Source organism: Cupriavidus sp. FW305-46 (assembly GCF_058787075.1).
On record NZ_JBYSZI010000008.1, the window covers coordinates 116,233 to 140,513 of the forward strand.

General features: G+C 68.1%; 19 protein-coding genes. 12 read left to right on the forward strand and 7 right to left on the reverse strand.

Features of this window, described 5'->3' with window-relative positions; all coding sequences use genetic code 11:
- The first annotated feature begins 183 nt into the window (after positions 1 to 183).
- Complete coding sequence (locus AC3WON_RS06160; RefSeq protein WP_492319453.1) at positions 184 to 2,649, forward strand: DUF3772 domain-containing protein; 2,466 nt, start codon at positions 184 to 186, stop codon at positions 2,647 to 2,649.
- A 384-nt stretch (positions 2,650 to 3,033) separates the two neighbouring features.
- Positions 3,034 to 3,402: a hypothetical protein gene (locus AC3WON_RS06165; RefSeq protein WP_035818922.1), complete on the forward strand. Its 369-nt coding sequence runs from the start codon at positions 3,034 to 3,036 to the stop codon at positions 3,400 to 3,402.
- A gap of 162 nt (positions 3,403 to 3,564) precedes the next feature.
- Here the strand turns inward: AC3WON_RS06165 and AC3WON_RS06170 are convergent, their stop codons facing one another.
- From AC3WON_RS06170 to AC3WON_RS06185, 4 genes are all read right to left on the reverse strand, one after another.
- Positions 3,565 to 6,681 (reverse strand): efflux RND transporter permease subunit, encoded by a 3,117-nt coding sequence (locus tag AC3WON_RS06170; RefSeq protein WP_492317430.1) that lies wholly within the window; start codon positions 6,679 to 6,681, stop codon positions 3,565 to 3,567.
- A gap of 6 nt (positions 6,682 to 6,687) precedes the next feature.
- Complete coding sequence (locus tag AC3WON_RS06175; RefSeq protein WP_492317429.1) at positions 6,688 to 7,848, reverse strand: efflux RND transporter periplasmic adaptor subunit; 1,161 nt, start codon at positions 7,846 to 7,848, stop codon at positions 6,688 to 6,690.
- A 2-nt stretch (positions 7,849 to 7,850) separates the two neighbouring features.
- On the reverse strand, positions 7,851 to 9,305 hold the full coding sequence (locus AC3WON_RS06180; protein ID WP_492351383.1) for a TolC family protein: 1,455 nt from the start codon (positions 9,303 to 9,305) through the stop codon (positions 7,851 to 7,853).
- A 217-nt stretch (positions 9,306 to 9,522) separates the two neighbouring features.
- Complete coding sequence (locus AC3WON_RS06185; protein WP_492317427.1) at positions 9,523 to 9,927, reverse strand: cobalt-zinc-cadmium resistance protein; 405 nt, start codon at positions 9,925 to 9,927, stop codon at positions 9,523 to 9,525.
- A 274-nt stretch (positions 9,928 to 10,201) separates the two neighbouring features.
- On the opposite strand from AC3WON_RS06185, the gene AC3WON_RS06190 reads away from it, so the two are divergent.
- Together AC3WON_RS06190 and AC3WON_RS06195 are read left to right on the forward strand one after the other, a co-directional pair.
- Entirely contained in the window at positions 10,202 to 10,474 is a 273-nt protein-coding gene (locus AC3WON_RS06190; RefSeq protein ID WP_492317426.1) for an antitoxin of toxin-antitoxin stability system, read from the forward strand.
- Positions 10,467 to 10,826 carry a type II toxin-antitoxin system PemK/MazF family toxin gene (locus AC3WON_RS06195; protein ID WP_492351384.1) on the forward strand — a complete coding sequence of 120 codons (360 nt, stop codon included), beginning with the start codon at positions 10,467 to 10,469 and terminating at the stop codon, positions 10,824 to 10,826. The genes AC3WON_RS06190 and AC3WON_RS06195 overlap by 8 nt, the downstream gene beginning before the upstream one ends.
- A 70-nt stretch (positions 10,827 to 10,896) precedes the next feature.
- Here AC3WON_RS06195 and AC3WON_RS06200 read toward each other — a convergent pair whose 3' ends face one another.
- The 3 genes from AC3WON_RS06200 to AC3WON_RS06210 form a co-directional block, all read right to left on the reverse strand.
- Positions 10,897 to 12,519, reverse strand: a complete 1,623-nt coding sequence (locus AC3WON_RS06200) for a rhodanese-related sulfurtransferase (protein WP_492351385.1) — start codon at positions 12,517 to 12,519, stop codon at positions 10,897 to 10,899.
- On the reverse strand, positions 12,516 to 13,133 hold the full coding sequence (locus AC3WON_RS06205; RefSeq protein WP_492351386.1) for a cysteine dioxygenase family protein: 618 nt from the start codon (positions 13,131 to 13,133) through the stop codon (positions 12,516 to 12,518). The genes AC3WON_RS06200 and AC3WON_RS06205 overlap by 4 nt, the downstream gene beginning before the upstream one ends.
- A 113-nt stretch (positions 13,134 to 13,246) precedes the next feature.
- Positions 13,247 to 14,458: an acyl-CoA dehydrogenase family protein gene (locus AC3WON_RS06210; RefSeq protein ID WP_492351387.1), complete on the reverse strand. Its 1,212-nt coding sequence runs from the start codon at positions 14,456 to 14,458 to the stop codon at positions 13,247 to 13,249.
- Between the two features lie 228 nt (positions 14,459 to 14,686).
- On the opposite strand from AC3WON_RS06210, the gene AC3WON_RS06215 reads away from it, so the two are divergent.
- From AC3WON_RS06215 to AC3WON_RS06250, 8 genes are all read left to right on the forward strand, one after another.
- On the forward strand, positions 14,687 to 15,784 hold the full coding sequence (locus tag AC3WON_RS06215) for an LLM class flavin-dependent oxidoreductase (protein WP_492351388.1): 1,098 nt from the start codon (positions 14,687 to 14,689) through the stop codon (positions 15,782 to 15,784).
- Between the two features lie 41 nt (positions 15,785 to 15,825).
- Positions 15,826 to 16,842: an ABC transporter substrate-binding protein gene (locus tag AC3WON_RS06220; RefSeq protein WP_492351389.1), complete on the forward strand. Its 1,017-nt coding sequence runs from the start codon at positions 15,826 to 15,828 to the stop codon at positions 16,840 to 16,842.
- 4 nt (positions 16,843 to 16,846) lie between these two features.
- Positions 16,847 to 17,893, forward strand: coding sequence for an ABC transporter permease (locus AC3WON_RS06225; RefSeq protein ID WP_492351390.1), 1,047 nt, complete (start codon positions 16,847 to 16,849; stop codon positions 17,891 to 17,893).
- Entirely contained in the window at positions 17,887 to 18,765 is an 879-nt protein-coding gene (locus AC3WON_RS06230; RefSeq protein ID WP_492351391.1) for an ABC transporter ATP-binding protein, read from the forward strand. The genes AC3WON_RS06225 and AC3WON_RS06230 overlap by 7 nt, the downstream gene beginning before the upstream one ends.
- Positions 18,766 to 18,796: 31 nt before the next feature.
- A complete protein-coding gene (locus AC3WON_RS06235) occupies positions 18,797 to 19,972 on the forward strand; it encodes a c-type cytochrome (RefSeq protein ID WP_492351392.1) in 1,176 nt (391 codons plus the stop codon).
- A gap of 404 nt (positions 19,973 to 20,376) precedes the next feature.
- On the forward strand, positions 20,377 to 22,143 hold the full coding sequence (gene xsc / locus AC3WON_RS06240) for a sulfoacetaldehyde acetyltransferase (protein ID WP_492351395.1): 1,767 nt from the start codon (positions 20,377 to 20,379) through the stop codon (positions 22,141 to 22,143).
- 221 nt (positions 22,144 to 22,364) lie between these two features.
- Positions 22,365 to 23,399, forward strand: a complete 1,035-nt coding sequence (gene pta / locus AC3WON_RS06245; protein WP_492317416.1) for a phosphate acetyltransferase — start codon at positions 22,365 to 22,367, stop codon at positions 23,397 to 23,399.
- The gene (locus AC3WON_RS06250; RefSeq protein WP_492317415.1) at positions 23,396 to 24,166 is read left to right on the forward strand and encodes a TSUP family transporter; all 771 of its coding nucleotides are present in this window, start codon (positions 23,396 to 23,398) and stop codon (positions 24,164 to 24,166) included. The genes pta and AC3WON_RS06250 overlap by 4 nt, the downstream gene beginning before the upstream one ends.
- Positions 24,167 to 24,281: the final 115 nt, after the last annotated feature.

Sequence of the window (24,281 nt, forward strand, 5' to 3'; positions counted from 1 at the left end):
CCGCGCTTCGTGCCCTGACCAGACTTCGCCGAAGGGAGCGCCAGCGAGCGGCCCCCTTCCCGTGTTCATTGCCGGTGCTCCGGCCGTTCCCGCATCCCATCGCCGCCGCATCCGACGCGTGCCAGCGCGATGCCGTTGCCGATGCCGGAGCCGCCGCAAGTCACCATCCGACGAGATTCCGCCATGAGCAAAGTTTCACGGCTCGCACTGGGCCTTGCGCTCGCTGCGCTATGCCACCTGATGCCGGCCACGCTGCCCGCCGCACTGGCCGCCCCGGCATCAGAAGCAGCTTCCGAGGCCGGCGCCCAGCAGGCGCCCGCCATCAGCCACGGCGAGGCCGCCGCCGAACTCAAGCGCCTGCAGACCGAGCAGGACCGCATCAAGCAGCAGGCCTCCGACCCGGATGGCAACACCAGGCTGCATGAACTCGAAGAAACGCTGCAGAAGCTCGATGCCGACGTCGACAAGCTGTCTTCGGCGCTGACCCCGCAGCGGGCGCAGCTGCAGGCGCAGCTGGACGTGCTGGGTCCGCCACCGGCGGCCGGCACCACCAAGGAAGCGCCGGCGGTGGTCAGGCAGCGCGCCGAACTGAATGCGCGCCGTGCCCAGCTTGACGCACAACTCAAGCAGGCAGGCGAGAGCAAGGCGAACATCGCCAACCTGAGCGACCAGCTGGCGCGGCTGCAGCGCGGCCAGATGAAGGACCAGCTCGCGCTGCGCTCCGAGAGCATCCTGAACCCGCAGTTCTGGAAGCCGCTGGTCAGCCCGACACAGGAAGACCAGGCGCGCCTGGCCTCCTTCACCGACCAGGTGGTGCCGATGGCACAACTGGCCTGGCAGCCCTCACAGCGCGCCGCCACCATCGCCTTGCTGTTGCTGGCCCTGGCGGTATGGACCCTGGGCCGGCGCCTGGCGGAACGGGCACTGGCGTGGTTCTGCCTGCACAAGCTGCCGGAGACGCGCCTGCGCCGCAGCGCCCTGGCACTGGCCACCACGCTGGCCACCGTGTGCACCACCGGGCTGGCGGTGCAATTGGTCTACAACGCCTTCACGCGCAGCTATGAACTGCCGCCGGACCTGGTCGAGCTGTACGGCCAGTTGCTCAAGCTGACGCTGACCAGCGCGCTGATCGCGGGCCTGGGGCGCGCGCTGCTGTGCACGCGCCATCCCTCCTGGCGCCTGCCGGCGCTGGCCGATCCGGTGGCGCTGGCGATGAAGCCGTTCCCCGCCGTGCTGGCCGGCCTGTTGCTGCTGGCCGGTACGCTCGAGCAGCTGAACCGCATTGCCGATACCAGCGTGCAGGTCACGCTGCTGGGGCGCGGGCTGGTCTCGCTGGTGGTGGTGCTGACCATCGGCGCCGCGCTGCTGCGCGCCAACCGCGTGCGCAACCTGCTGGCGGCCGCCGGCGAGCGGCCCGAGGCGCGCGCCACGCTGGCGGGCATGATCCACGCCGGCGTGTCGGTCATCGTGCTGGTGTCGGTGGTGGCGCTGCTGGCCGGCTACATCAGCTTTGCGCGCTTCCTGACCTACGAGCTGGTCTGGTTCGACATCGTGCTGTGCAGCCTGTACCTGCTGACCCAGGTCACGCGCGACGTCTGCGAAAGCCTGCTCTCGACCAACTACGCCAGCGGCCGTGTCATCAAGCAGCTGTTCGGCGTGGACGATTCGCACCTGGAGCAGGCCTCCACCATCCTGTCAGGCATCGGCGCCAGCGTGCTGCTGCTGGTGGCGGTGCTGGCGCTGCTGACCGGCGGCTTCGGCACCACACCCGCGGACCTGCTCAACAGCCTGGTAATGGTGCTGGGCGGCGAGAAGCTGCACAGTCTCAACATCATGCCCGACCGCATCCTGAATGCGCTGATCGCTCTCGGAGTCGGCATCTGGCTGCTGCGCTCGGTGCGGCGCTGGCTCGATGGGGAACTGCTGCCCAAGGTCTGCAAGGAGCCGGGCCTGCGCGCCTCGCTGATCACGCTGTACAGCAATGTCGGCTACGTGTTGCTGGTGCTGCTGGTGCTGTCGCTGCTGGGCGTGCGCTGGGACAACCTGGCGTGGATCGTCAGCGCACTGTCGGTGGGTATCGGCTTCGGCCTGCAGGAGATCGTGAAGAACTTCGTCTCCGGCCTGATCCTGCTGACCGAGCGGCCGGTCAAGGTGGGCGACATGGTCAGCATTGCCGGCGTGGAGGGCGATATCCGCCGCATCAACGTGCGCGCCACCGAGATCCAGCTGGGCGACCGCTCCACCGTGATCGTGCCCAACTCGCAGCTGATCTCGCAGAACCTGCGCAACGTGACCATGAGCAACAGCACCCAGGGGGTGGCGTCGCTGCAACTTACCTTCCCCCTGAATACCGACCCCGAACAGCTGCGCGACCTGCTGCTGGACGTCTACCGCGAGAACGAGAGCATCCTGGACGTGCCGGCACCCTCGGTCATGTTCAGCCAGCTGGCGCCCAACGGCATCACGCTGTCGGTGACGGGCTATGTCGGCAGCCCGCGCATCGCCGCCAACACGCGCAGCGACCTGTTGTTCGAAATCCTCAAGCGCCTGCGCGCCGCGGACATCTCGCTGTCGGTGCCGCAATCGCTGCGGCTGGAGAACATGCCGCCATTCGGGCAGGAGCCAGAGCGCGCGCTGGCCGCCGGCTGACCGGCATTAAGAACCCATTTCATAATGAAGAAGGGGCGCGAAGGCTGCTGCCGGGCCGCAGGGCTAGGCGTGGCCGACGCCGCGTGGTTATTCCACGCTAGGAGGCCGCAACAACGCCATGCGGCCCGGCAGCAGCCTTCCCTTCGGGTTCAAGCCAGGCGCGGCGCATGCGTCGTTACGGGCCTTGACCTTGGAATGACCAAGGCCGGCGGCCCGCGCCTAGCCTGCGCCGCGCCTGGCTTGAACGCGTCCCCTTCTTCATTATGAAATGGGTTCTAAAGCAGCCGTTACAACCCTAACAAGTCGCCGGCCGCGCAGAAACACCTTGAGGGTCGCTTTGCGTGCATCATCAATGCACACAAGCTGCATCAGAAGGAGTCCGATATGCGCCCCTCCACCCGAATCGTTTCAGCGGTTGCCCTGAGCGTGGCGCTGGTGGCAGCCGGCCCGGCGTCGGCGCGCGGGCGCCACCACCACCACGGCGGCGGCTCGAATGCCGGAGCGGTGCTCGCTGTCGGCGCGCTGGTCGGCCTGGCCTTTGGCGCGGCCCTGGCCTCGGCGCCGGTCATGGCGGCACCACCCCCTGTCACGTACGCACCGGCTCCGGTGACCTACGCGCCGGCTCCCGTCTCATACGCACCGCCGGCAGCGCCGCCGGGGTATTGCTACCGCGACTACGACCGTGCCTATGTGCCTTGCGGCCCGCAGCCGTCGGGGTATTACGAACAGCAGCAGCCGTATTACGGTTATTGAATCAGGCGGCTGTGCAAATAAGAAACGCCCCATGCCAAGCATGGGGCCTTTGTCTTGTAACGGCTGGCAAGCGCGCAGGGTTCTGAATGACCACTTGCGCGCTCCCTCTCCCGCAAGCGGGAGAGGGGAGCAAACCAGCGGGACTCGATGGTAGCCGCTGCCTTACACCGGCACATCCCTGGTCGGATCCGGCCTGCGATCATCAAACCACCGATACAGCGTAGGCACCATCACCAGCGTCAGCAGCGTCGACGTGATCAGCCCGCCGATCACCACCACCGCCAGCGGACGCTGCACCTCCGAGCCCGGCCCCGTCGAGAACAGGAACGGCACCAGGCCCAGCATCGCAATGGTCGCGGTCATCATCACCGGCCGGAACCGCTGGGTCGCGCCCTGCACCACCGCTTCATCGAGCGACAAACCCGAGTCGCGCAGCGTGCGGATATACGACACCAGCACCACCCCGTTCAGCACCGCCATGCCCCACAGCGCGATAAAGCCCACCGAGGCCGGCACCGACAGGTATTCGCCGGTGACGAACAGCCCGATGATGCCGCCGATGGAGGCAAACGGCAGCACCGTGATGATCAGCGTGGCAAAGCGCAGCGAGTTGAACAGCAGGAACAGCAGGAAGAAGATCGCGGCGATGGTCACCGGCACGATGATCTTCAGGTGGCCCATGGCGCGTTCCATGTTCTGGAACTGGCCGCCCCACTCCAGGTAGTAGCCTTCGGGCAGCTTCACCTTGGCGTCGGTGGCCTGCTGCAGCTCGGCCACGAAGCCGCCGAGGTCGCGGTCCTTCACGTTGATCATCACCACCACGCGGCGCTTGGCCATTTCGCGGCTGATCTGGGCCGGACCGTCGTTGACCTCGATCCTGGCCACGCTCTGCAGCGGCACCTGGGTGCCGTTGGGGGTGGACACCAGCAGCTGGCGGATGGCCTGCTCGTTGTTGCGGAACTCCTCCGGCAGGCGCACCGCCGCGGCAAAGCGGCGCTCGCCTTCGAAGATGTCCGTGGCACGCTTGCCGCCGATGGCGATCTCGATCACGTCATGGATATCGGACACGTTCAGCCCGTAGCGCGCAATCGCCTGGCGGTCGATCTCGATCGACAGGTACTGCTGCCCCGACACGCGCTCGATGCGGATGTCCTGCGAGCCCTGGATGCCGCCGGCCACGCGCGAAATCTCGCCCGCCAGCTCGCGCAGCTTGTCCAGGTCGTCGCCGAACACCTTCACCGCCACGTCCGAACGCACGCCGCTGACCATTTCGTCGACTCGGTCCGAGATCGGCTGCGCCATCACGATCTGCACGCCGGGAATGGCCTTGAGCTTTTCGCGGATGGCGTTGGCGATATCGTCCTGGGTCCAGCCGTCGGGCCACTCGCCGCGGTCCTTCAGGCTGGCGATCGGGGTCGACTCGTTCTGGCCCTGCGGGTCGGCCGGACTTTCGCCGCGGCCCACGCCGGACACCACCGACTTCACGCCCGGCACGCTCAGCACCAGCTTGTTGGCTTCCTTCTCCAGCTTGATCGACTCTTCCAGCGAGATGTTGGGCACGCGGTCGATCGCGGGCACGATCGAGCCTTCCTTCATCTCCGGAATGAACGAGGTGCCCAGCAGCGGCACGATCGCCACCGTGGCAACGAAGGCCGCCACCGCGCAGATCACCGTCTTGCGGCTGTTGCCCAGCGCCCAGTGCAGCAGGCGCAGGTAGTGGCGCTTCATGAAGGCGATCACATGCGTGTCGTGCTCGGCGCCGCCCTTGAGCAGGTACGACGACAGCACCGGCGACAGCGTCAGCGACAGGAACAGCGAGATCGCCAGCGCGATCGAGATGGTGAACGCCAGCGGCGCGAACATCTTGCCCTCCATGCCCGACAGCGTCATCAGCGGCAGGAACACCAGGATGATGATGCCCACGCCAACGATCACCGGCGTGGCCACTTCCTGCACGGCCTTGACCAGGATCTCGGTCTTGGTGAGGCCCGGCTCCTTGTGGCCGAGCCGCTCGAACGCGTTCTCGACCACCACCACCGAGCCGTCCACCATCAGGCCGATGGCGATGGCCAGCCCCCCCAGCGACATCAGGTTGGCCGACAGCCCCACCTCGTTCATCACCATGAAGGTCAGCAAGGGCGTCAAGACCAGCGTGGCCAGCACGATCACCGACGAGCGCACGTCGCCCAGGAACAGGAACAGCACGATCACCACCAGCACCACGCCTTCCAGCAGCACCTTGGTCACGGTCCACAGTGCGGAGTCGACCAGTTCGCTGCGGTCGTAGTACGGCACGATCTGCAGCTTGCCCGGCAGCATGCCGCGCTCGTTGATCTCGGCCACGCGCGCCTTCACGCGGCTGACCACCTCCTTGGCATTGCCGCCGCGCATCATCATGACGATGCCGCCGACCGCCTCGGTCTGGCCGTTCTTGACCAGCGCGCCCTGCCGCACCTCATGCCCGATGGTGACGTTGGCCACGTCGCGCAGGTACACCGGCGTGCCGTTGATCTCCTTGAGCACGATGCTGCCCAGGTCATCCACGCCGCGGGCCAGGCCCACGCCGCGGATCAGGTACTGCTCGGCATAATGCGGCAGCACGCCGCCGCCGGAGTTGGCGTTGTTGCGCGCCAGCGCCTCATACACCTGCTGGGTCGAGATCTGGTAGTGGCGCATGCGTTCCGGGTTGACCAGCGCCTGGTACTGGCGCACGTAGCCGCCCTGCGAGTTGATCTCGGCCACGCCCGGAATCGAGCGCAGCAGCGGGCGCACCACCCAGTCCTGGGCGATGCGGCGCTCGGCCAGCTCTTCCTGCGTCAGTTCGCGGTTGCCGTCGTCGGCACGGTCCAGCGTGTACTGGTAGACCTCGCCCAGGCCGGTGGAAACCGGGCCCAGCACCGGCGACACGCCTTCCGGCATGCGCCCGCCCACTTCGATCAGGCGCTCCATCACCAGCTGGCGGGCAAAGTACACGTCAGTGGCGTCGGTAAACACCAGCGTGATCAGCGACAGGCCCGCCTTGTTCAGCGAGCGCATCTCTTCCAGGCCGGGCAGGCCGGTCATGGCCATTTCCACCGGCACGGTGACAAAGCGCTCGACTTCCTCGGGCGAGCGGCCCGCGGCTTCGGTCGCGATCTGCACCTGCACGTTGGTGACATCGGGGAAAGCATCCACCGACAGCCTGGTGGCAGCGCGCAGGCCGAAGAAGAACAGCACCACGGCTATCACGCACACCACCAGCCGCTGCTTGATGGCGGCTTCGACTAGGGATTTCATCATGGCCGATTACCCTTGCTCGAGGCGCTTGCGCTCGTTGTCGAGATGGAAGGCACCATCGACCACGATGCGGTCGCCGGCCTTCACACCGTTCTGCACCACGCGCATGCCGTCGCTCTCGGCGCCCAGCTTGACCTTGGTGAGGCGGTACTTGCTGCCCGGCATCTCGACATAGACCAGCTCGTCGTTGCCGTCGCGAACCACCGAGGCGGCCGGGATCACCAGCTGGTCGACCGGCTTGCCGGCGATCAGCATGCTGGCCAGCATGGCAGGCTTGAGGCGGCCTTCGCGGTTCTCCAGCTCGGTGCGGACCAGCACCGTGCGCGACTGCGGGTTGACCGTGCGGCCGACGTAGATCAGCTTGCCGGTGATGCTCTTGCTGCCCGCGCCGTTGCCAAGCGAAGGCACCTCGATGTCGACGCTCTGCCCTTCGGCCACCTGGGCGGCCTGCTGCTCGGGCACCTCGGCCACCACCCACACGCGCGACAGGTCGGCCACGGTATAGAGCGCATCGGCCGGCTGCACCACCTGTCCTTGCGCCACGTTGCGCTCGACCACGGTGCCGCTGATGCTGGAAAACACCGGCGAATGCGAGTTGATGCTGCCGCTCCTGGCCAGCTCGGCAATCGATGCCTGCGACATGCCCAGCACGCGCAGCTGGTCGCGGTAGGCGCGCATCTCGGCCGAGGCGATCGCCAGTTCGCTCTCGCGGCGCTGCAGCTCGCCGCGGCCGATCACGTCGGCGGCAAACAGCTGGCGCGCGCGCTCGGCGTTGCGCCCCTGCAGCTCGGTCTGGGCCTCGCTCTTCAGGAAGGCCATCTGCGCCGTGCCCAGCTCGCTGCTGTGCAGGCGCGCCAGCACCTGGCCGGCCTTCACTTCCTGGCCCAGGGTGGCATAGAGATCGGTCACGCGACCGGTCACGCTGGCGCCGATGCGGGCCACGCGTTGCTCGTCGAAGTCGATGCGGCCGGCCACGCGCAGCATCTCGCTGAACGGGGAGGTGGCCACCGGCGCCACCTTCAGCCCCTTCTGCAGGTTGCCCTCGGGCTGGATCACGCCCGGCGGCAGCTTGGGCGCTTCGGCGACGGGCTCAGGTTTGTCGGAGCAGGCCGCCAGGCTGAACGTCAGGACGGCAGCGGCCGTCAGAGAAAGCAGGAAATTGGGGCGCATGGTTATTTCTGTTCGATGGTGGAGGTCGGCTGCAGGCCCGGCGCTGCGGTAGCGCCCGGGGCGGTCGACATAAGCTTTTCGATCTGGATGGCGGCCACCTGCAGGTCGTACTGGGCGGCAATCAGGTCATTGCGCGCGCCGCGCAGCACGCGCTGGGCATCGAGGTAGTCCAGGATGCCGCGCTCGCCGAAGCGGTAGGCGGACTCGGCCACGCCCAGCGCCGACTCGGCCTCGCGCACGATGCCGGACTCGAGCGCCGTCACCTGGGCCTGGTTGATCTCGTACTGGCGGTAGGCGGCATCCAGCTCCTGCGTCAGCTCGAACTCGCGCGCTTCCAGGGCGCTGCGCGCCTGCGTGGCCTGCGCCGTGGCCTCGCCCACCGGGCCGCTGCGGCGGTCCCACAGCGGGATGGTCAGGACCAGGCCGATCTGCGAGACGTTGTTGTCAGGCTGGCGGTCGGTGCTGGCACGCACCGCCACCTCGGGCCAGCGCAGCGACTTCTGGTAGTTCACGCCCAGCTGCGCGCGCTCCAGCTCCATGCGGCGCTGGACCAGCTCGGCATTGCTGGCGGTCATGGTGTCGCGCAGCACCGGCAGCGGCGGCACGTCGGGCGCCTGGCCCAGGGTGCCGGCCAGCGCAAACTGGCCCGGCATGGCACCGCCCACCTGCTGGCGCAGCGCGGCCTTGGCCTGGTTGACGCGCAGCCCGGCGGTCTGCTGGCTCTTCTGCGAGGCCAGCAGTTCGGTCTCGGCCTTGATCAGTTCATAGCGCGGCGCCTCGCCCACCTCCACGCGCAGGCGCGCCCGCGAATGGATCTGGCGCATCATCGCCAGGTCTTCCTCGGCGGCATGCAGCTCGCTCTCGCGGCGCAGCACGTCGTAGTAGGCAGTCTTCACGCGCGCGGCCAGGTCGGCCCGGAAGCCTTGCCGCATGGCCTGCGACGACTCCAGCCCGCGGGTGGCCATGGCCTCGCGCAGGCTGCGCTGGTGCGGGTAGTCCAGCTTCTGCACCACGGCGTAGCTGGGCGCATTGCCGCTGGTCACGCCCGGCTGCTTGCCGGACAAGCGGCCGTACATCACTTCCACCTGCGGGTTGGGATAGGCACGTGCGCTGCTGATGGCCGCGCTGGCGGCATCGACACCGGCCTCGGCGGCGGCCACGCCCTTGTTGGTGGACTGGGCCAGGTCGAGCAGTTGGGGCAGCGAGTAGGCGGGTCCCGCCTGGGCGCCGGCCGCTGCGGCGGATGCGGGCTTCGGCACCGCCGCGGCCGCCAGGATGGCGGAGCCCGGCATGGGTGCGGCAGCAGGTTTGGTCAGGGGCGCGGGGGCGGCTGGCGCGGCACCGGCCGCGTCCGTTGGCTTCGGGGACACCCCGCCTTGTGCGCCGGCATGGGCCGGGGCAGCGGCGAGCGCGATCAGCGAAAGCGACGCGATCAGGGTCAGCTTGGTTGTTGTCATGAGTCGGGAAAGCAAGCAATACGGCTGCCTGTCGCCATGCTGCCGCCCGCCCCGGGGCGAGCGGTCACTTGGACGCGATCACGGCAGGACGCACAACGGCAGCGGCTTGCCCGCGCGGTCAGGCAGCAGGCAGGCTGGCGATATCAGGCCAGGGGGGCGCGGCCCGCGGCACGGCGGCGGCATGCTGCAGCGCGTGCGGTGCGGGCGCAGGAAACGCTCAGGCGCGGGAAATGGGTGGCCGGAAGAAGGCCGAAGGCGGCGGCTCGGCGCGGCCAGGCGGATGCTGGGCGACGTCGCCGGAGGGCAGCAGCAGCTTCACTGGCGGCAATGCAATCAGGGCGCTGGATTCCTCGATCTCGTCGAGCAGGTCGAGGGGATCGAGCAGGTCCGCCGACCAGATATTGCAATACCCGGGGGGCGGGTCGTCGCAGATATCGTCGTCATGCAAGCCGTCGTCACCGGGCACGATGATCCGGCCCAGGTCGTCAACAGGCTGCGCCGCCGCCAGGTCCACCAGGTCAACGCTGACCTGCGCCTGCGACGCGGCGCGCGCGTCCGCCACTGCTCCGAAGGAGAGCAGCGACAGGCACATGGCAGTCAGCAGCAGGAACAACAGTCGCATTGGATCGGGGGCATTGACGGCATCCGCCGGCCGTCCCTGTCGGGGGGGTTGGCCAGTGGGATGCTGCAGGACAGCATTGTAACTGAACGATTACGATTGACAGGGAATCGTTACGCTCGTTCCCTTGCTGTAGAGAGATCGTGCGCCTGCAAGGGCTTTCAGACTCCTCCAATTTCTGGCCAATTCGCTTCCCAGTTACGCTCTGATCACTGCTTCCAAGCCTTGTTAGTCGGTCCATCTGTTAGTGGCTTTGTAATACAAAAATGAGATACAAATGAGCGCTATACTTCCGTATCAGCCAAGTACGGAGCCATTCATGCAAGGAACGACCTTGTCCTTCCGCGCCGGCGAAGAACTGGCCGACCAGACTCGCGCGCTGGCAAAGGCATCGGGACAAAAAACTTCCGACTACATCCGCGATGCCGTGCGCGAGAAGAACGAGCGGGAAATGGCCTCCCGTATCGCCATGCTTTCCCGCAAGCTCTCGGCAAAGCACCTGGCCGCCAGCGAAGACATGGACGCATCGGCTGGAGACGGGCTTGACTGAGCTGAAGCGCGGGCAGATCTGGGAGGTCGACCTCAATCCCCAGACGCATCGGGAAGAGCCGGCCAAGCGCAACCGGCCGGCACTGATCATCCAGACGGATTTGCTCAATGACGCCGGCCATCCGACTACGATCATCGTGCCGGGCACATCACAAATCGAGCGCGAGGATTGCTTCCCGTTGCGGGTCGCACTGGGCAAGCTGCCTGGCCTAGCCTGTGAGACGGACCTGTTGATCGACCAGGTCCGAGCGGTGTCCAATCGCCGGTTCATGGGCGGCCGGCCGGTAGCCACGCTGGCGCCCAATCACCTGCGCAAGGTGGAAGAGGCCATGCGTCTGCTGCTCCGCCTTTAGGCCTTTCGGTCTCGCCCGTCGCCAGCCTCGCTGCATGATATGCAGCGTCAGTGCATATCATGCAGCGGCCCTACACCACCCTGAACCCATGCGTCCCGTCGCGCTCCAGTTGCGCGATCAGGCCGAACTCCCAGTCCAGGTAGCCCTGCATCGCCTCGCGCGGGTTGTCGGTGCCTTCATACGGCCGGCGGTAGCGGTCAGTGCGTTCCGAGGCCAGGCGCGTTTCCCCGCTTTCCAGCGGCAGTCCCGCGGCGATCCATGCCTGGGTGCCGCCTTCCAGCACGAACACTTCCGCATCCGTCAGGCGCTGCAGGTCGGCAGCGGCAAAGCGCGCCAGCAGGCTCGATCCGCAGGTGAGCACGTAGCGCCTGGCCTGCGGGATGCGTGGCAGCGTGTCCGCCAGCTGCGCGCGAATGACGAAGTAGGCGCCGGGAATATGGCGCTTGACGTAGTTGGCGCTGGTGGTGAAGTCGAGGACAGCGGTGCTGCCATCGCCTGCGTCAATCCATGTAGCCAGTTCGGCTGCAGTGACGGTCGATACCGGCGCTGACGCCGGCACCGGTGCGCTGACCGCGCCAGTTTCGCTGCGCTCTGCCGCCGCCACCGGTTCCACCACCCAGACGTCCCAGCCCATCTGCGCCAGCCATGAGCCGGTCATGCTGGCGCGCACGTCGTCATCATCCGCCAGCACGATGCGCGCGCCGCGCACCGGAGCGGAATGGTCGGTCTCCTGCACCAGCTGGCCACCGGGCGCGTTGACAAAGCCCGGCAGGTGGCTGTCCGCAAATTCCTCAGGCGTGCGCACGTCGAAGCGGTACACGGTGCGGCCAGGCGGCTGCAGCGCTTCGATCTGGGCCAGCGCAATGCGGCGCACGCCGGCCCGGTCGGCGATCTCGCGCGCGCCGCGGCGGGCACTGTCGCGGTTGGCGTCGCTGACCGCGGCGGGCGCGCGGCGGCTGGCACCGTGGTCCAGTCGCTGGCCGGCCAGGGTCCAGCCGATGGTGCCGTTGCGCAGCGCCGCCACCGGGTTGGGAATCCTCGCGTTGACCAGCGACTGCGTGCCGATGATGCTGCGCGTGCGCCCGGCGCAGTTGACGATCACACGCGTGCGCGGATCGGGCGCCAGCTCGCGCACGCGCAGCACCAGTTCGGCGCCCGGCACGCTGGTCGCGGTGGGAATGCTCATGGTCTGGTACTCGTCGAAGCGGCGCGCATCGACGACCACCACATCGGCCTTGGTGTCGATCAATGCCTGCACCTCCTCGGCCGCCAGCGACGGCGTGTGGCGCTTTGCCTCAACCACCTCGCCGAACGACTTGCTCGGCACGTTGACGTCGCGGAACACCTCGCCGCCGCCGTCGATCCAGGCGCGCAGGCCGCCTTCCAGCAGATGCACGCGCGTATAGCCCAGCTCGCGCAGCACGGCCGCGGCGCGCGGCGCCAGGTCGGTGCCGGCGTATTCGCCGTAGACGACGATCAGCGTGTCGCGGCGGGGGATGCGTGCCCAGGCGTCGATCTCTAGCTTCGACAGCGGAAAATTGGCGGCCCACAGCGGATGTTCCTGCGCGAACGGGTCTTCCTCGCGCACGTCGATCAGCGCGATCTCGTCGCCGTTGCGCAGGGCCTTGCGCACAGCTTCGGGCGAATACGTCGGAAATGCCGGTGCGGCTTGCGTAGCAGTAATCGTGGTCATGACTGGGCAACTTCGCGGGAACGGTCCCACAGGTTAGGCAGGGTCTGGTTGGAATAGCCGGAGATGAAAGGCTTGCGGGTGCCGTCCTCGGTATAGACCGAGCGCCGCACCGCGCCGATATTGGCGCCGTACACATGGATGCTGACCGAGACGCGGTCGTCATGCACGTTGTTGACACGGTGGATATCGCCGACCGTGGGCGACACGGCCTCGACCTGCCCGGGCAGCAAGCGCACGGCGTCGCCATGCGGCACAGGCCGGCCGCCGGCGTCGAGCACGAACGGCTGCGAGTCTTCCGCGCCGCGCAGCATGCCGATCAGGCCCCATACGGTGTGGTCGTGGATGGGCGTGCGCTGGCCCGGTCCCCAGACAAAGCTGACGACCGAGAAGCGTTCGGCGGAATCGCAATGCAGCAGGTGCTGCTGGTAGTACTCGGAATGCGGCTGGGCCCAGGCATTGGGCAGCCAGTCGTCGCGCGCAACCAGCCTTGCCAGCAGCGCGCCGCCTTCGCGCAGGATGCGGGGCTCGTCCGGCTGCTGGTCCAGCAGCGCGGCCAGGCCGGTGATGAAGTCGCGCAGCGGCGCGAGCGTGTCGGGGGTGGGGGTGCTGCCCATGGGAATGACTCCGGAGTGTCTCGTTCTGGTTTGCCGGCGCGGCGGGCGCCTGCGCCGCGGCCCTCTGCGGGGCGGTGCTGCTGCAAACATAGCACGGCCAGGCAGGCCCGCGCTTACAGGCCAAGCTGCGCCCGCCCGGCGGCGACCAGGATGGAATCGTTCTGCGGCGTATGGATGCGGCTGCACAGCACGTCGCGGTAGTGGCGCTCGAGCGGGTTGTTGCGGCTCAGCCCGTGGTTGCCGGAGAGCTGCAGTGCCAGTTCCACCGCGCGGATGGCATTGCCGGTCACGGTGTACTTGAGCAGCCCGCTGTCGGCCGGCGCGGGCGGCTCGCCCGCGTCGGCGCGCACGGCGGCATCGTCCAGCAATACCTGATTGGCCCGCAGCAACGCGGCGATCTCGCCGATGGCTTCCTGCACGCGCGGCAGCGTGGCCAGCGGCGCCCCCAGGCTGCCGGGCGCACGCTCGCGCACGAAATCGCCAATCCAAACAGCGGCCGCGTGCGCCACCGCGTCATAGAGGCTGCCCAGCAACACGGTCATCCAGGCCTGCTGGTCGGCGTTGGCGTCGATGTCGGCCTGGCTGGCGCCGGCCGGCGCCCATGCTGACGGCGGGCGGATATCGACCGCGTGGTCAGGCGGGATCCAGACGTTGTCGAGCACGGTCTCATGGCTGCCGGAAGCGCGCAGGCCAAGGTGGTTCCAGTTCTCGACGATGCGCACGCCCGCGATGCCGGCCGCCGGTCCGGGCACCAGGAACACGCCCACGCGCGGCTGCGCCTCATCGGTGCGCGCCCAGACCGCCAGCCAGCGCAGCGCCGGGATGCCGGTGCTGTACAGCTTGCGCCCGCTGATGCGCCAGCCGTCGGCCACGCGCGTGGCCACCGTGGCCGGCAGGCCGCCGCGTGCCGGCGATCCCAGTTCCGGTTCCACCCGCAGCGCGTTGATCAGCGCACCGTCCTGCACCGCACTGGCAAAGACCTGGTCGCGCACGGTCTGTGGCCAGTGCGAATCGGCGCGGGTGATCGCGCGGTGCTGCAGGTAGGTCATGGTCAGCACCAGCGCGGTTGCGGCATCGCCGCCCGCCACCGCCGCCACGATGCGGCGCGCCTGCGCCAGGCCTGCCCCGCCGCCGCCCTGCGCGTGCGGCACCACCTGCGCAACCAGGCCACTGGCATGCAGCTGCGCAAAGTTGTCGTGCGGAAAGCTGGCAGCGGCATCGTGCGCGCCGGCACTGGCGGCAAAGCGCGCGGACAGCCCGGCCAGCACCTCGCCAAGGCGCGCTTCGCTGCTGGGCAGCCTGCGCAAGGTAGACGTTAAAGACATGGGAGAAGACTCCGGGAAGGATCACGATGCGGCGCGCAGCCTGCACGAGGCTCGCACCGAATGCCGCCTAGCGTAGCGCCAGCACCGCATTACGAAAACGACGCTTATTGAATATGGACCGTCGTTTTTATTCGTTAGTGAGCGCGCGCGCCTGTCGTACTTTCTGCCTCAGCCCAACACCATCCGGGCGGTCACGCTGCCGCCCTCACCGAAACCAGGAGAACGCGCATGAGCGTCGATTTCATCGGCATGATCCAGAGCCAGAAGCAGTCCGAGATCCATCCGCCATCAGGCCCGGTGATCGATCGCGACTATGTGCGCGCCTTTGCCCAGGCCCATGAGCAGGCCGGCTTCGACCGCATCCTGGTGCCGCACCATTCCACCGGCCCGTCGGCCACGCTGACCATCGCCTACGCAGCCAGCGTGACCGAGCGCATCCACTTCATGCTGGCGCACCGCCCCGGCTTTACCGCGCCGACGCTGGCCGCGCGCCAGATTGCCACGCTCGACCAGTTCAGCGGCGGCCGCCTCGGGGTGCACTTCATCTCGGGCGGCTCGGACAGCGAGCAGCAGCGCGACGGCGACTTCCTCGACCATGACCAGCGTTATGCGCGCACCGACGAGTACCTGCACATCCTGCGCCGCATCTGGACCGAGGCCGCGCCGTTCGACCACGAAGGCCGGTTCTACCGCTTTACGCAGGGCTTCTCGGAGGTCAAGCCCGCGCAGCAGCCGCATGTGCCGATCTATTTCGGCGGCGCCTCGGAAGCGGCGCTGGCCGTGGCCGGCAAGCATGCCGACGTCTACGCGCTGTGGGGCGAGTCGCTCGAGCAGGTGCGCGAGCTGACCGGCCGCGTGCGTGCCGAAGCCGCGCAGCATGGCCGCACGGTGCGCTTCTCGGTGTCGTTCCGCCCGGTGCTGGCCGAGACCGAAGAAAAAGCCTGGGCCCGCGCCGACAGCATCCTGGAGCGCACCCGCGCCCTGCGCGTGCAGGCCGGCTACAGCCGCGGCGGCCCGCAGCAGAGCGAAGGCGCACGGCGCCTGCTCGCTGCGGCCGACCAAGGCGAGCGGGTCGACCAGCGCCTGTGGACCGCGATCGCGCGCGAGACCGGCGGGCGCTCCAACTCCACCGGCCTGGTCGGCACCCCGGAGCAGGTGGCGCAGGCCCTGCTGGCGTACTACGAACTGGGGGTCACCACCTTCCTGATCCGCGGCTTCGATCCGCTGGAAGACGCCATCGACTATGGCCGTGAGCTGATCCCGCGCGTGCGCGAGCTGGTGGCGCAGCACGACGCCGCGCAGCGGCCGGAGCGCAAGGCCGCCTGATGGCCTCACCACACCACACAACGAAGACGGGGAGTCTCACCATGAGCCAGGACAACAACAATCACGCCGACCCGCGCCGGCGCAGCATGCTGCGGCTGGCCGGCGCCGCGGCCATTGCCGCGCCGTCGCTGATCCTGGGCCGACAGGCCTGGTCGGCGCCGCGCAAGCTGACCTTCGCGTGGAACCAGAACTCTTTCTGCCTGACGCCGATCGTGGTGGCGCAGGAGAAGGGCTTCTTCGAGAAGAACGGCCTGCAGGTCGACCTGATCAACTACAGCGGCTCGACCGACCAGTTGCTGGAATCGATCGCCACCGGCAAGGCCGATGCCGCGGTCGGCATGATCCACCGCTGGCTCAAGCCGCTGGAAGCCGGCTTCGACGTCAAGATCATCGGCAGCTCGCACGGCGGCTGCGTGCGGCTGGTGGGATCGAAAGCGGCGGGGGTCACCAGCCTGCAGCAGCTGAAGGGAAAGACCGTCGGCGTCAGCGACCTGGCCGCACCGGGCAAACACTTCTTCACCATCCTGCTGGCCAAGAACGGTATCGACCCGGACAAGGACATCACCTGGCGCCAGTACCCGGCCGACCTGCTGGGCGTGGCGGTGGACAAGGGCGAGATCCAGGCGATCGCCGACGGCGACCCCAACCTCTACCTGCTGGAAAAGCGCACCAACGGCGCCTACGTGGAACTGGCCACCAACCTCACCGGCGAGTACGCGCGCAAGGTCTGCTGCGTGGTCGGCGCCCGCGGCGAGCTGGTGCGCCACGACCGCCCCGCGGCCACGTCGCTGGCGCGCGCCATCGTGCAGGCCACCGACTATGTCAACGAGAACCCCAACGAGGCCGCCAGGGTCTTCGCCAAGTACTCGCCCAAGATCAACCCGGAAGACCTGCGCAAGCTCTACGCCACGCTGACCTATACCCACCACCCGACCGGCGTCGACCTGCGCGACGAGATCGCCTTCTACGCCGATGATTTCCGCCGCATCGGCGTGCTGAAGAAGACCACCGATGCCAAACGCCTGGCGCAGCACGTCTACGCCAATGTGCTGGGGTGATGCCATGACGACAAGCCAACCTGCACTCGACGCCGGGCTCGCACGCGAGCCAGCTGCGCCTGCCATCGCCACCGTACGTGGTACCAGCCCGGTCTGGGCCACGGGCATCGTCGCGGCCCTGGCGTGGGGCGCGTTCGGCGCGCTGACGTGGCAATGGCCCAACAAGATGGTGGGCTTTAGCGACTGGCTCTATACGGAGGAACTGGGCATTGCCGCGCTGGCGGGCGCCGTGCTGCTGGCGCTGGTTGCGCTCGTCGGCGAGCGTGTTCATGCGGCGCAACGCGCGTTGGCCGCGTTGCGCATCGCCGGTCCGTGGCTGGTCGCACTGCCGGTGGTACTGTCGGCGTGGGAAATCCTGACCGCCAAGACCGCGATCCTGCCAACGCCCTTCTTTGCGCCGCCGCAGGCGCTGATCGAAGTCTATGCCGACGATTGGCTGCGACTGGGCGACAGCGTGCTCAATACGCTCAAACTGCTCGGGCTGGGCGTGGCCTATGGCGGACTGGCCGGCTTCCTGGTGGGGGTGTCGATCGGCTGGTCGCGCCGCATCGGCTACTGGGTGCATCCGGTGCTGCGCGTGCTGGGCCCGCTGCCGTCGACCGCGCTGCTGCCGCTGACCTTCTACTTCTTCCCGTCGAGCTATTCCGCCGCGGTGTTCCTGATCGCGCTGGCCACCGCCTTCCCGGTGGCGGTGCTGACCTGGTCAGGCGTGGCCGGCGTCAACAAGAGCTACTACGACGTGGCGCGCACCATGGGCGCCTCGGGCTGGTTCCTGGTGCTGCGCGTGGCGATCCCGGCGGCGCTGCCGCAGGTATTCGTCGGCCTGTTCATGGGGCTGGGCGCTTCGTTCTCGGTGCTGGTGACGGCGGAGATGATGGGCGTGAAGTCGGGCCTGGGCTGGTACCTGACATGGGCGCAGGGCTGGGCTTCGTACGTCAATATGTATGCGGCGCTGATCGTGATGGCGCTGCTGTTCTCGGGCGTGATCACGCTGCTGTTCGTGGCGCGTGACCGGGTGCTGTCGTGGCAGAAGGGGACGGTGAAATGGTGAGTGTGGTTGAGCGGTTGAAAGCATCGAGACCCTACACGCACGTGAAGAAGGCTCCCCTCTCCCGCACGCGGGAGAGGGGAGTTAACGCGGCGGCAGACGACACCGCGGAAGCCCGGACCGGTGCCCGCATCGACATCCATCAGGTCAGCCACTGGTTCGGCAGCGGCGGCGACCGGCTGCAGGTGCTGGACGACGTCGACCTGAGCGTCGCACCGGGCGAGTTCGTCGCGCTGCTGGGGCCCAGCGGTTGCGGCAAGTCCACGCTGCTGCGGCTGGTGGCAGGGCTGGACCAGCCCTCCTCCGGCGAGATCCTGCAAGACGGCACCTCGATCACCGAGCCTGACCCGTCGCGCATCGTGGTGTTCCAGGACCCCACGCTGTACCCGTGGCGGCGCGTATGGGACAACGTCGCGCTGGGCCTGCAGGCGCGCGGCGTGCTGGCAAGCCAGCGCCCGCGCGTGGATGACGCGCTGCGGCGCGTCGGGCTGGAAACCTTTGCCCGCGCCTTCCCGCACCAGCTCTCCGGCGGCATGGCGCAGCGCGTGGCGCTGGCGCGCGCGCTGGTCAACGATCCGCGCCTGCTGGTGCTGGACGAGCCGCTGGGCAAGCTGGATTCGCTGACGCGGCTGGCGATGCAGAGCGACCTGGTCGAACTGTGGCAGCGTTCGCGCTTCTCGGCGCTGCTGGTCACGCACGACGTGGAGGAAGCGCTGTTCCTGGCGCAGCGCGTGATCATCTTCAGCCAGCGTCCGGCACACATCACGGCAGAGATCCGGGTCGACCTGCCCTACCCGCGCCATCGCGGCGATCCGCGGCTGACCGGGCTGCGGCACGAAGCGCTGCGCCACCTGGGGCTGGACGCGAGCTGGTAATGGCGCTGCGCTTCACCTCGCGGGCCGCCCGATGAGCGGCCCGCCTCCGCAGGCATGGCTGAATGCACTGCTGGTCCTGATCGAAAAACTCCAACTGGGCCTGCTACGGCTCTGGCATGCCCTGGGCCTGACCGGTGACACCCACGGCCAGCCCGCGTGGCCGTGGGCCCAGCGGGTGGCTGGCGAAACCCTGCTGATCGACCTCGGCCTTGCGCGCGAGGCCGGCCTGAGTCTGTGCGCCATGGTCTTTGCCGTGCTGGTCATTGCCGCCGCGCTGGCATGGCGGCGCCATCGCGGCGTGCTGCTGGCCGCTGGTGCGCTCGCGCTGGTGGCGGCACCCTGGCCCAGCGCATCGCTGCTGTTCGCCGCTGCCGCACCGACCAGCTTCCACGCCAGCCCTACCCGCTTCTCTGTCGATGCCATCGCCCTCGGCGCGCGTGTCTATGCGCGGCATTGCGCCGGCTGCCACGGCGCGGACGGGCGCGGCGAAGGCCCGCTGGCCGCCAGCCTGGCGCAGTGGCCGCCCACGCTGGTCAGCCCGCTGCTGGCACGCCGCGCCGATGGCGAGCTGTTCTGGCACGTGCTGGCCGGCATGCGCGACCAGCACGGCCGGCCCACCATGCCGGCCTTCCGCGATGCCCTTGGCGACCGTGAGGCCTGGGCGGTGATCGACTACATGAAGGCGCTGTCGGCAGGCAGCGGGGCCGAGGGCAACTGGCCAGTGCCGTTGCAGCTGCCGGAGATGACCATCCGCTGCGTCGATAGCGCGCCGCTGGAGCTGTCGCAATGGCGCGGCGGCCAGCGCGTGCGGCTGGTAGCGGTCGACGGGCCGGCATCGTTGCCGCTCGAGGATCCCCGCTTCCTGACCGTGCTGGTCACCCCCGACGGGCGCCCGCCCGTACCGGTACCACGCTTCCGTGCCGGCTGCACCGCTGTCTCCCCGCATGCCTGGCAGGCGGTCGCGGCCATCGCCGGCCAGCCGCCTTCGCGCCTGGCCGGCACGCAGCTGCTGGCCGACCGCGCCGGCTGGCTGCGTGCCCGTGGCACGCCTGGCCGGCAATGGTCCGATGCTGACCTGGTCTGCGTATCGGGACCGGAGGCCGGCGCGCAGCGCCCGGCTTCGTCCGCGGCTGACGGGTTGACCGCGCTGCTGCTGCGCATGGACGCCGAGCCCGTGCGCTTCGTCAAGGGCGGCTTCATTCACTGAGCCACACCCGCCAGGCCGGCACACAGCCGTCCGTGTGCCTCGCGCCTGACTCTCATCCCGCCTGCTTCCGACAGCGCCGGTGTAGTTTCGCCCGCGGTGCGCCTTCCTTCGTCGTTCCGGATCGACTAATCGGCGAAAAAATGCCGCATAAGTCTCTCAAAATCACGTTATGTCTCAATTTTTCATCAATTTCATTCCGTAAACCAAAACTTCCTATTGACCAACCGAAGTCTTCCGCCTACATTTCCCCCCAACAAGCAATTTTCCGGAACGTCCTGTTCCACTTTATAAGACCCTCATCAGGAGACAACGCCATGCGCGACCTCGATACCACCTCGAATCCCGCCGTTTCCGGTGGCTCGGCCGCCGCGAAGGAGAGCCAGGTCCCGGCCGGCCCGCAGACCATGACCCCGTCGGAAGCCTTCGTTGAAACGCTGGCCGCCAATGGCGTGACCGACATGTTCGGCATCATGGGCTCGGCCTTCATGGATGCGATGGACATCTTCGCGCCGGCGGGCATCCGCCTGATCCCGGTGGTGCACGAACAAGGCGCCGGCCACATGGCCGACGGCTACGCCCGCGTGTCGGGCCGCCACGGTGTGGTGATCGGCCAGAACGGCCCCGGCATCTCCAACTGCGTGACCTCGATCGCCGCTGCCTACTGGGCCCACAGCCCGGTGGTGATCGTCACGCCCGAGGCCGGCACCATGGGCATTGGCCTGGGCGGCTTCCAGGAAGCCAACCAGTTGCCGATGTTCCAGGAGTTCACCAAGTACCAGGGCCACGTCACCAACCCGGCCCGCATGGCCGAGTTCACCGCCCGCTGCTTCGACCGCGCCACCGCGGAAATGGGCCCGACCCAGCTGAACATCCCGCGTGACCACTTCTACGGCAAGGTCAACGTCGAGATCCCGCAGCCGCGCCGCCTCGACCGCGGCCCCGGCGGCGAGCAGAGCCTGAACGATGCGGCCGAGCTGCTGGCCAACGCCAAGTTCCCGGTGATCATCTCGGGCGGCGGCGTGGTGATGGCCGATGCGATCGAAGAGTGCAAGGCCCTGGCCGAGCGCCTGGGCGCGCCGGTGGTCAACAGCTACCTGCACAACGACTCGTTCCCGGCCAGCCACCCGCTGTGGTGCGGCCCGCTGGGCTACCAGGGTTCGAAGGCGGCGATGAAGCTGATCTCGCGCGCCGACGTGGTGATCGCGCTGGGCTCGCGCCTGGGGCCGTTCGGCACGCTGCCGCAGCACGGCATGGACTACTGGCCCAAGAACGCCAAGATCATCCAGATCGACGCCGACCACAAGATGCTGGGCCTGGTGAAGAAGATCTCGGTCGGCATCTGCGGCGACGCCAAGGCCGCCGCGGTCGCGCTGAGCCAGCGCCTGGCCGGCCGCACGCTGGCCTGCGATGCCAGCCGCGAGGCCCGCGCCACCGAAATCGCCAACGAAAAGGCCGCGTGGGAGAAGGAGCTGGACGACTGGACCCATGAGCGCGACCCGTACAGCCTGGACATGATCGAAGAGCAGAAGCAGGAGCGCACGCCCACCGGCGGCCACTACCTGCATCCGCGCCAGGTGCTGCGCGAGCTGGAAAAGGCCATGCCGGAAGACGTGATGGTGTCCACCGACATCGGCAACATCAACTCGGTGGCCAACAGCTACCTGCGCTTCGAGAAGCCGCGCAGCTTCTTCGCGGCGATGAGCTGGGGCAACTGCGGCTACGCCTTCCCGACCATCATCGGCGCCAAGGTCGCGGCACCGCACCGCCCGGCCGTGTCGTACGCCGGTGACGGCGCCTGGGGCATGAGCCTGATGGAAACCATGACCTGCGTGCGCCACAACATCCCGGTGACCGCGGTGGTGTTCCACAACCGCCAGTGGGGCGCGGAGAAGAAGAACCAGGTGGACTTCTACAACCGCCGCTTTGTCGCAGGCGAGCTGGACAACCAGAGCTTTGCCGAAATCGCCAAGGCGATGGGTGCGGAAGGCATCGTGGTGGATCGGCTGGAAGATGTCGGCCCGGCCCTGAAGCGCGCCATCGACCTGCAGATGAATCATGGCACGACCACGATCATCGAGATCATGTGCACGCGTGAACTGGGCGACCCGTTCCGCCGCGATGCGCTGGCCAAGCCGGTGCGTTACCTGGACAAGTACAAGGACTACGTCTGAGTCTGAGCCTGTACAGGCGCCCCGCTTGCAATCGGTTTGCTCCCTCTCCCGCTTGCGGGAGAGGGTTGGGGTGAGGGCGGGGATCTCCACGAAGTTCCGCCTGGTGGCATGCCACCGCCTGCCCTCACCCCCTGCCCCTCTCCCGCAAGCGGGAGAGGGGAGCAAACCGCAAGCATGACAAGGGCTCCGGCCCTTTTTTCCGTTTCTGAAACCATCCGACCATGAAAGCCATCCTCCGCATCATCGACCGCGCCCGCGCCGCGCCTCGCCGCATCGTGCTGTGCGAGGCCGAAGACCCGCGCATCCTGCAGGCCGCGCAGCGCGCGACGCAGGAAGGCATCGCGCGCATCGTGCTGGTCGGCAACACGCGCCAGATCAACGCCGCCGCGGCCATCCACGGCATCGGGCTGGACGGCATGACGCTGGTCGATCCATCGACCTCGGCGCTCACGCCCTCGTTCGCGCAGCAACTCTTTGCGCTGCGCCAGAAGAAGGGCATGACGCTCGATGAAGCCAAGCGCGCGGTGCTCGATCCGCTGTGCTTCGCCAACCTGATGGTGCGGCTCGGACACGCCGACGGTTCGGTGGCGGGCGCCGACCACACCACCGCCGACGTGGTGCGCAACGCGATCCAGCTGATCGGGCTGGCACCCGGCTTCCGGCTGGTGTCGAGCTTCTTCCTGATGATGCTGTGCGAGCCTTTCCACACGCTCAAGGGCGGGCTGATCTTCTCCGACTGCGGGCTGGTGGTGGATCCGGATGCCGATGCGCTTGCCGATATCGCCATGGCCGCGGCCGACAGCGCACGCACCTTGCTGATGGAAGAGCCGCGCGTGGCCATGCTGTCGTTCTCGACCAGCGGCAGCGCCAGCCATGCGGCGGTGGACAAGGTGGTGGCAGCCACCGAGCGCGTGCGCGCGCAACGCCCGGGCCTGGCCATCGATGGCGACGTGCAGCTCGACGCCGCCATCGTCGCCGAGATCGCCGCGCGCAAGGTCGCGCATTCGCAGGTGAACGGCCACGCCAACGTGCTGGTGTTCCCCAGCCTGGAAGCCGGCAATATCGGCTACAAGCTGGCCGAGCGGGTCGGTGGCGCCAAGGCCATCGGGCCGATGCTGCAGGGGCTGAACAAGCCCGCCAACGACCTCTCGCGCGGCTGCAGCGCGGACGATGTGTTCCACGTCATCGCCGTCACCGTGGTCCAGGCGCAAGCCACCGCGGAACAGGCCGGCAAGGGCGAGCAGGCGGCGGCATGAAAGCAGAACTGTTGTTGCCGCTGCTGGGCCTGCAGGCCCTGCTCGGTGCCGGCACCTATTTCCAGACGGTGACCGGCTTTGGCCTTGGCATGATCGTGATGGGCGTCACCAGCGGACTGGGGCTGGCGCCCGTGGCCACCGTGGCCGCGGTGGTGAGCCTGGTCACGCTGGCCAACAGCGCCTGCGCGCTGCCAGGCAAGCTGCAGCATATCGACTGGCGCGCCGTCGCCGCGGCAGCCATCGGCATCCTGCCGTCGGTAGTGGTCGGCGTGCTGGTGCTGGAGTACCTGAGTTCCAGCGCAGCCACCCTGCTGCAACTGCTGCTGGGCGCCGTGATCCTGTATGGCGGCCTCAGCGCCGCACTCAAGCCCGCGCCGCTGGCGCAACGCTCCGGTGATGGCACCTTCTTCATGAGCGGGGTCTTCGGCGGACTGCTGAGCGGCATGTTCGGTGTCTCTGGCCCGCCACTGATTTTCCAGTTCTACCGGCAGCCGATGAAGCCGGTTGAAATCCGTTGCGCGCTGATCCTGGTCTTTACCGTGACCTCAACCGTGCGCACGCTGTTCTCGGCCTGGCAGGGGCAGCTCGATGCCGCCGTGTGCATGCAGGCCGCCATCGCCGTGCCGGTGGTGGTGATCGCCACGCTGCTGGGGCGGCGTTTCCCGCCGCCGTTCTCGCCGATGACGACGCGACGCCTTGCGTTTGGCGTGCTGATCGGGATCGGGGTCAGCCTGATGCTGCCGGCGGTGGTGGGGTGGGTGATGTAACGGCGGCTGCCGCTGTACGTGTTCCGTGCGATGTACACGTTACGCGTACATCGCGAAATATCGGACAGCGCACACTGATGCGTGTCCGCGCCCTCACCGCCCCTCAGCGTCTTCT

Coding starts and splice junctions, on each gene's coding strand:
- AC3WON_RS06200 (WP_492351385.1), bottom strand. CDS start 12,519: ATGACCACGATTACTGCTACGCAAGCCGCACCGGCATTTCCGACGTAT.
- AC3WON_RS06225 (WP_492351390.1), top strand. CDS start 16,847: ATGACGACAAGCCAACCTGCACTCGACGCCGGGCTCGCACGCGAGCCA.
- AC3WON_RS06160 (WP_492319453.1), top strand. CDS start 184: ATGAGCAAAGTTTCACGGCTCGCACTGGGCCTTGCGCTCGCTGCGCTA.
- pta (WP_492317416.1), top strand. CDS start 22,365: ATGAAAGCCATCCTCCGCATCATCGACCGCGCCCGCGCCGCGCCTCGC.
- AC3WON_RS06180 (WP_492351383.1), bottom strand. CDS start 9,305: ATGACAACAACCAAGCTGACCCTGATCGCGTCGCTTTCGCTGATCGCG.
- AC3WON_RS06205 (WP_492351386.1), bottom strand. CDS start 13,133: ATGGGCAGCACCCCCACCCCCGACACGCTCGCGCCGCTGCGCGACTTC.
- AC3WON_RS06190 (WP_492317426.1), top strand. CDS start 10,202: ATGAGCGCTATACTTCCGTATCAGCCAAGTACGGAGCCATTCATGCAA.
- AC3WON_RS06185 (WP_492317427.1), bottom strand. CDS start 9,927: ATGCGACTGTTGTTCCTGCTGCTGACTGCCATGTGCCTGTCGCTGCTC.
- AC3WON_RS06250 (WP_492317415.1), top strand. CDS start 23,396: ATGAAAGCAGAACTGTTGTTGCCGCTGCTGGGCCTGCAGGCCCTGCTC.
- xsc (WP_492351395.1), top strand. CDS start 20,377: ATGACCCCGTCGGAAGCCTTCGTTGAAACGCTGGCCGCCAATGGCGTG.
- AC3WON_RS06165 (WP_035818922.1), top strand. CDS start 3,034: ATGCGCCCCTCCACCCGAATCGTTTCAGCGGTTGCCCTGAGCGTGGCG.
- AC3WON_RS06215 (WP_492351388.1), top strand. CDS start 14,687: ATGAGCGTCGATTTCATCGGCATGATCCAGAGCCAGAAGCAGTCCGAG.
- AC3WON_RS06235 (WP_492351392.1), top strand. CDS start 18,797: ATGAGCGGCCCGCCTCCGCAGGCATGGCTGAATGCACTGCTGGTCCTG.
- AC3WON_RS06220 (WP_492351389.1), top strand. CDS start 15,826: ATGAGCCAGGACAACAACAATCACGCCGACCCGCGCCGGCGCAGCATG.
- AC3WON_RS06175 (WP_492317429.1), bottom strand. CDS start 7,848: ATGCGCCCCAATTTCCTGCTTTCTCTGACGGCCGCTGCCGTCCTGACG.
- AC3WON_RS06230 (WP_492351391.1), top strand. CDS start 17,887: ATGGTGAGTGTGGTTGAGCGGTTGAAAGCATCGAGACCCTACACGCAC.
- AC3WON_RS06170 (WP_492317430.1), bottom strand. CDS start 6,681: ATGATGAAATCCCTAGTCGAAGCCGCCATCAAGCAGCGGCTGGTGGTG.
- AC3WON_RS06210 (WP_492351387.1), bottom strand. CDS start 14,458: ATGTCTTTAACGTCTACCTTGCGCAGGCTGCCCAGCAGCGAAGCGCGC.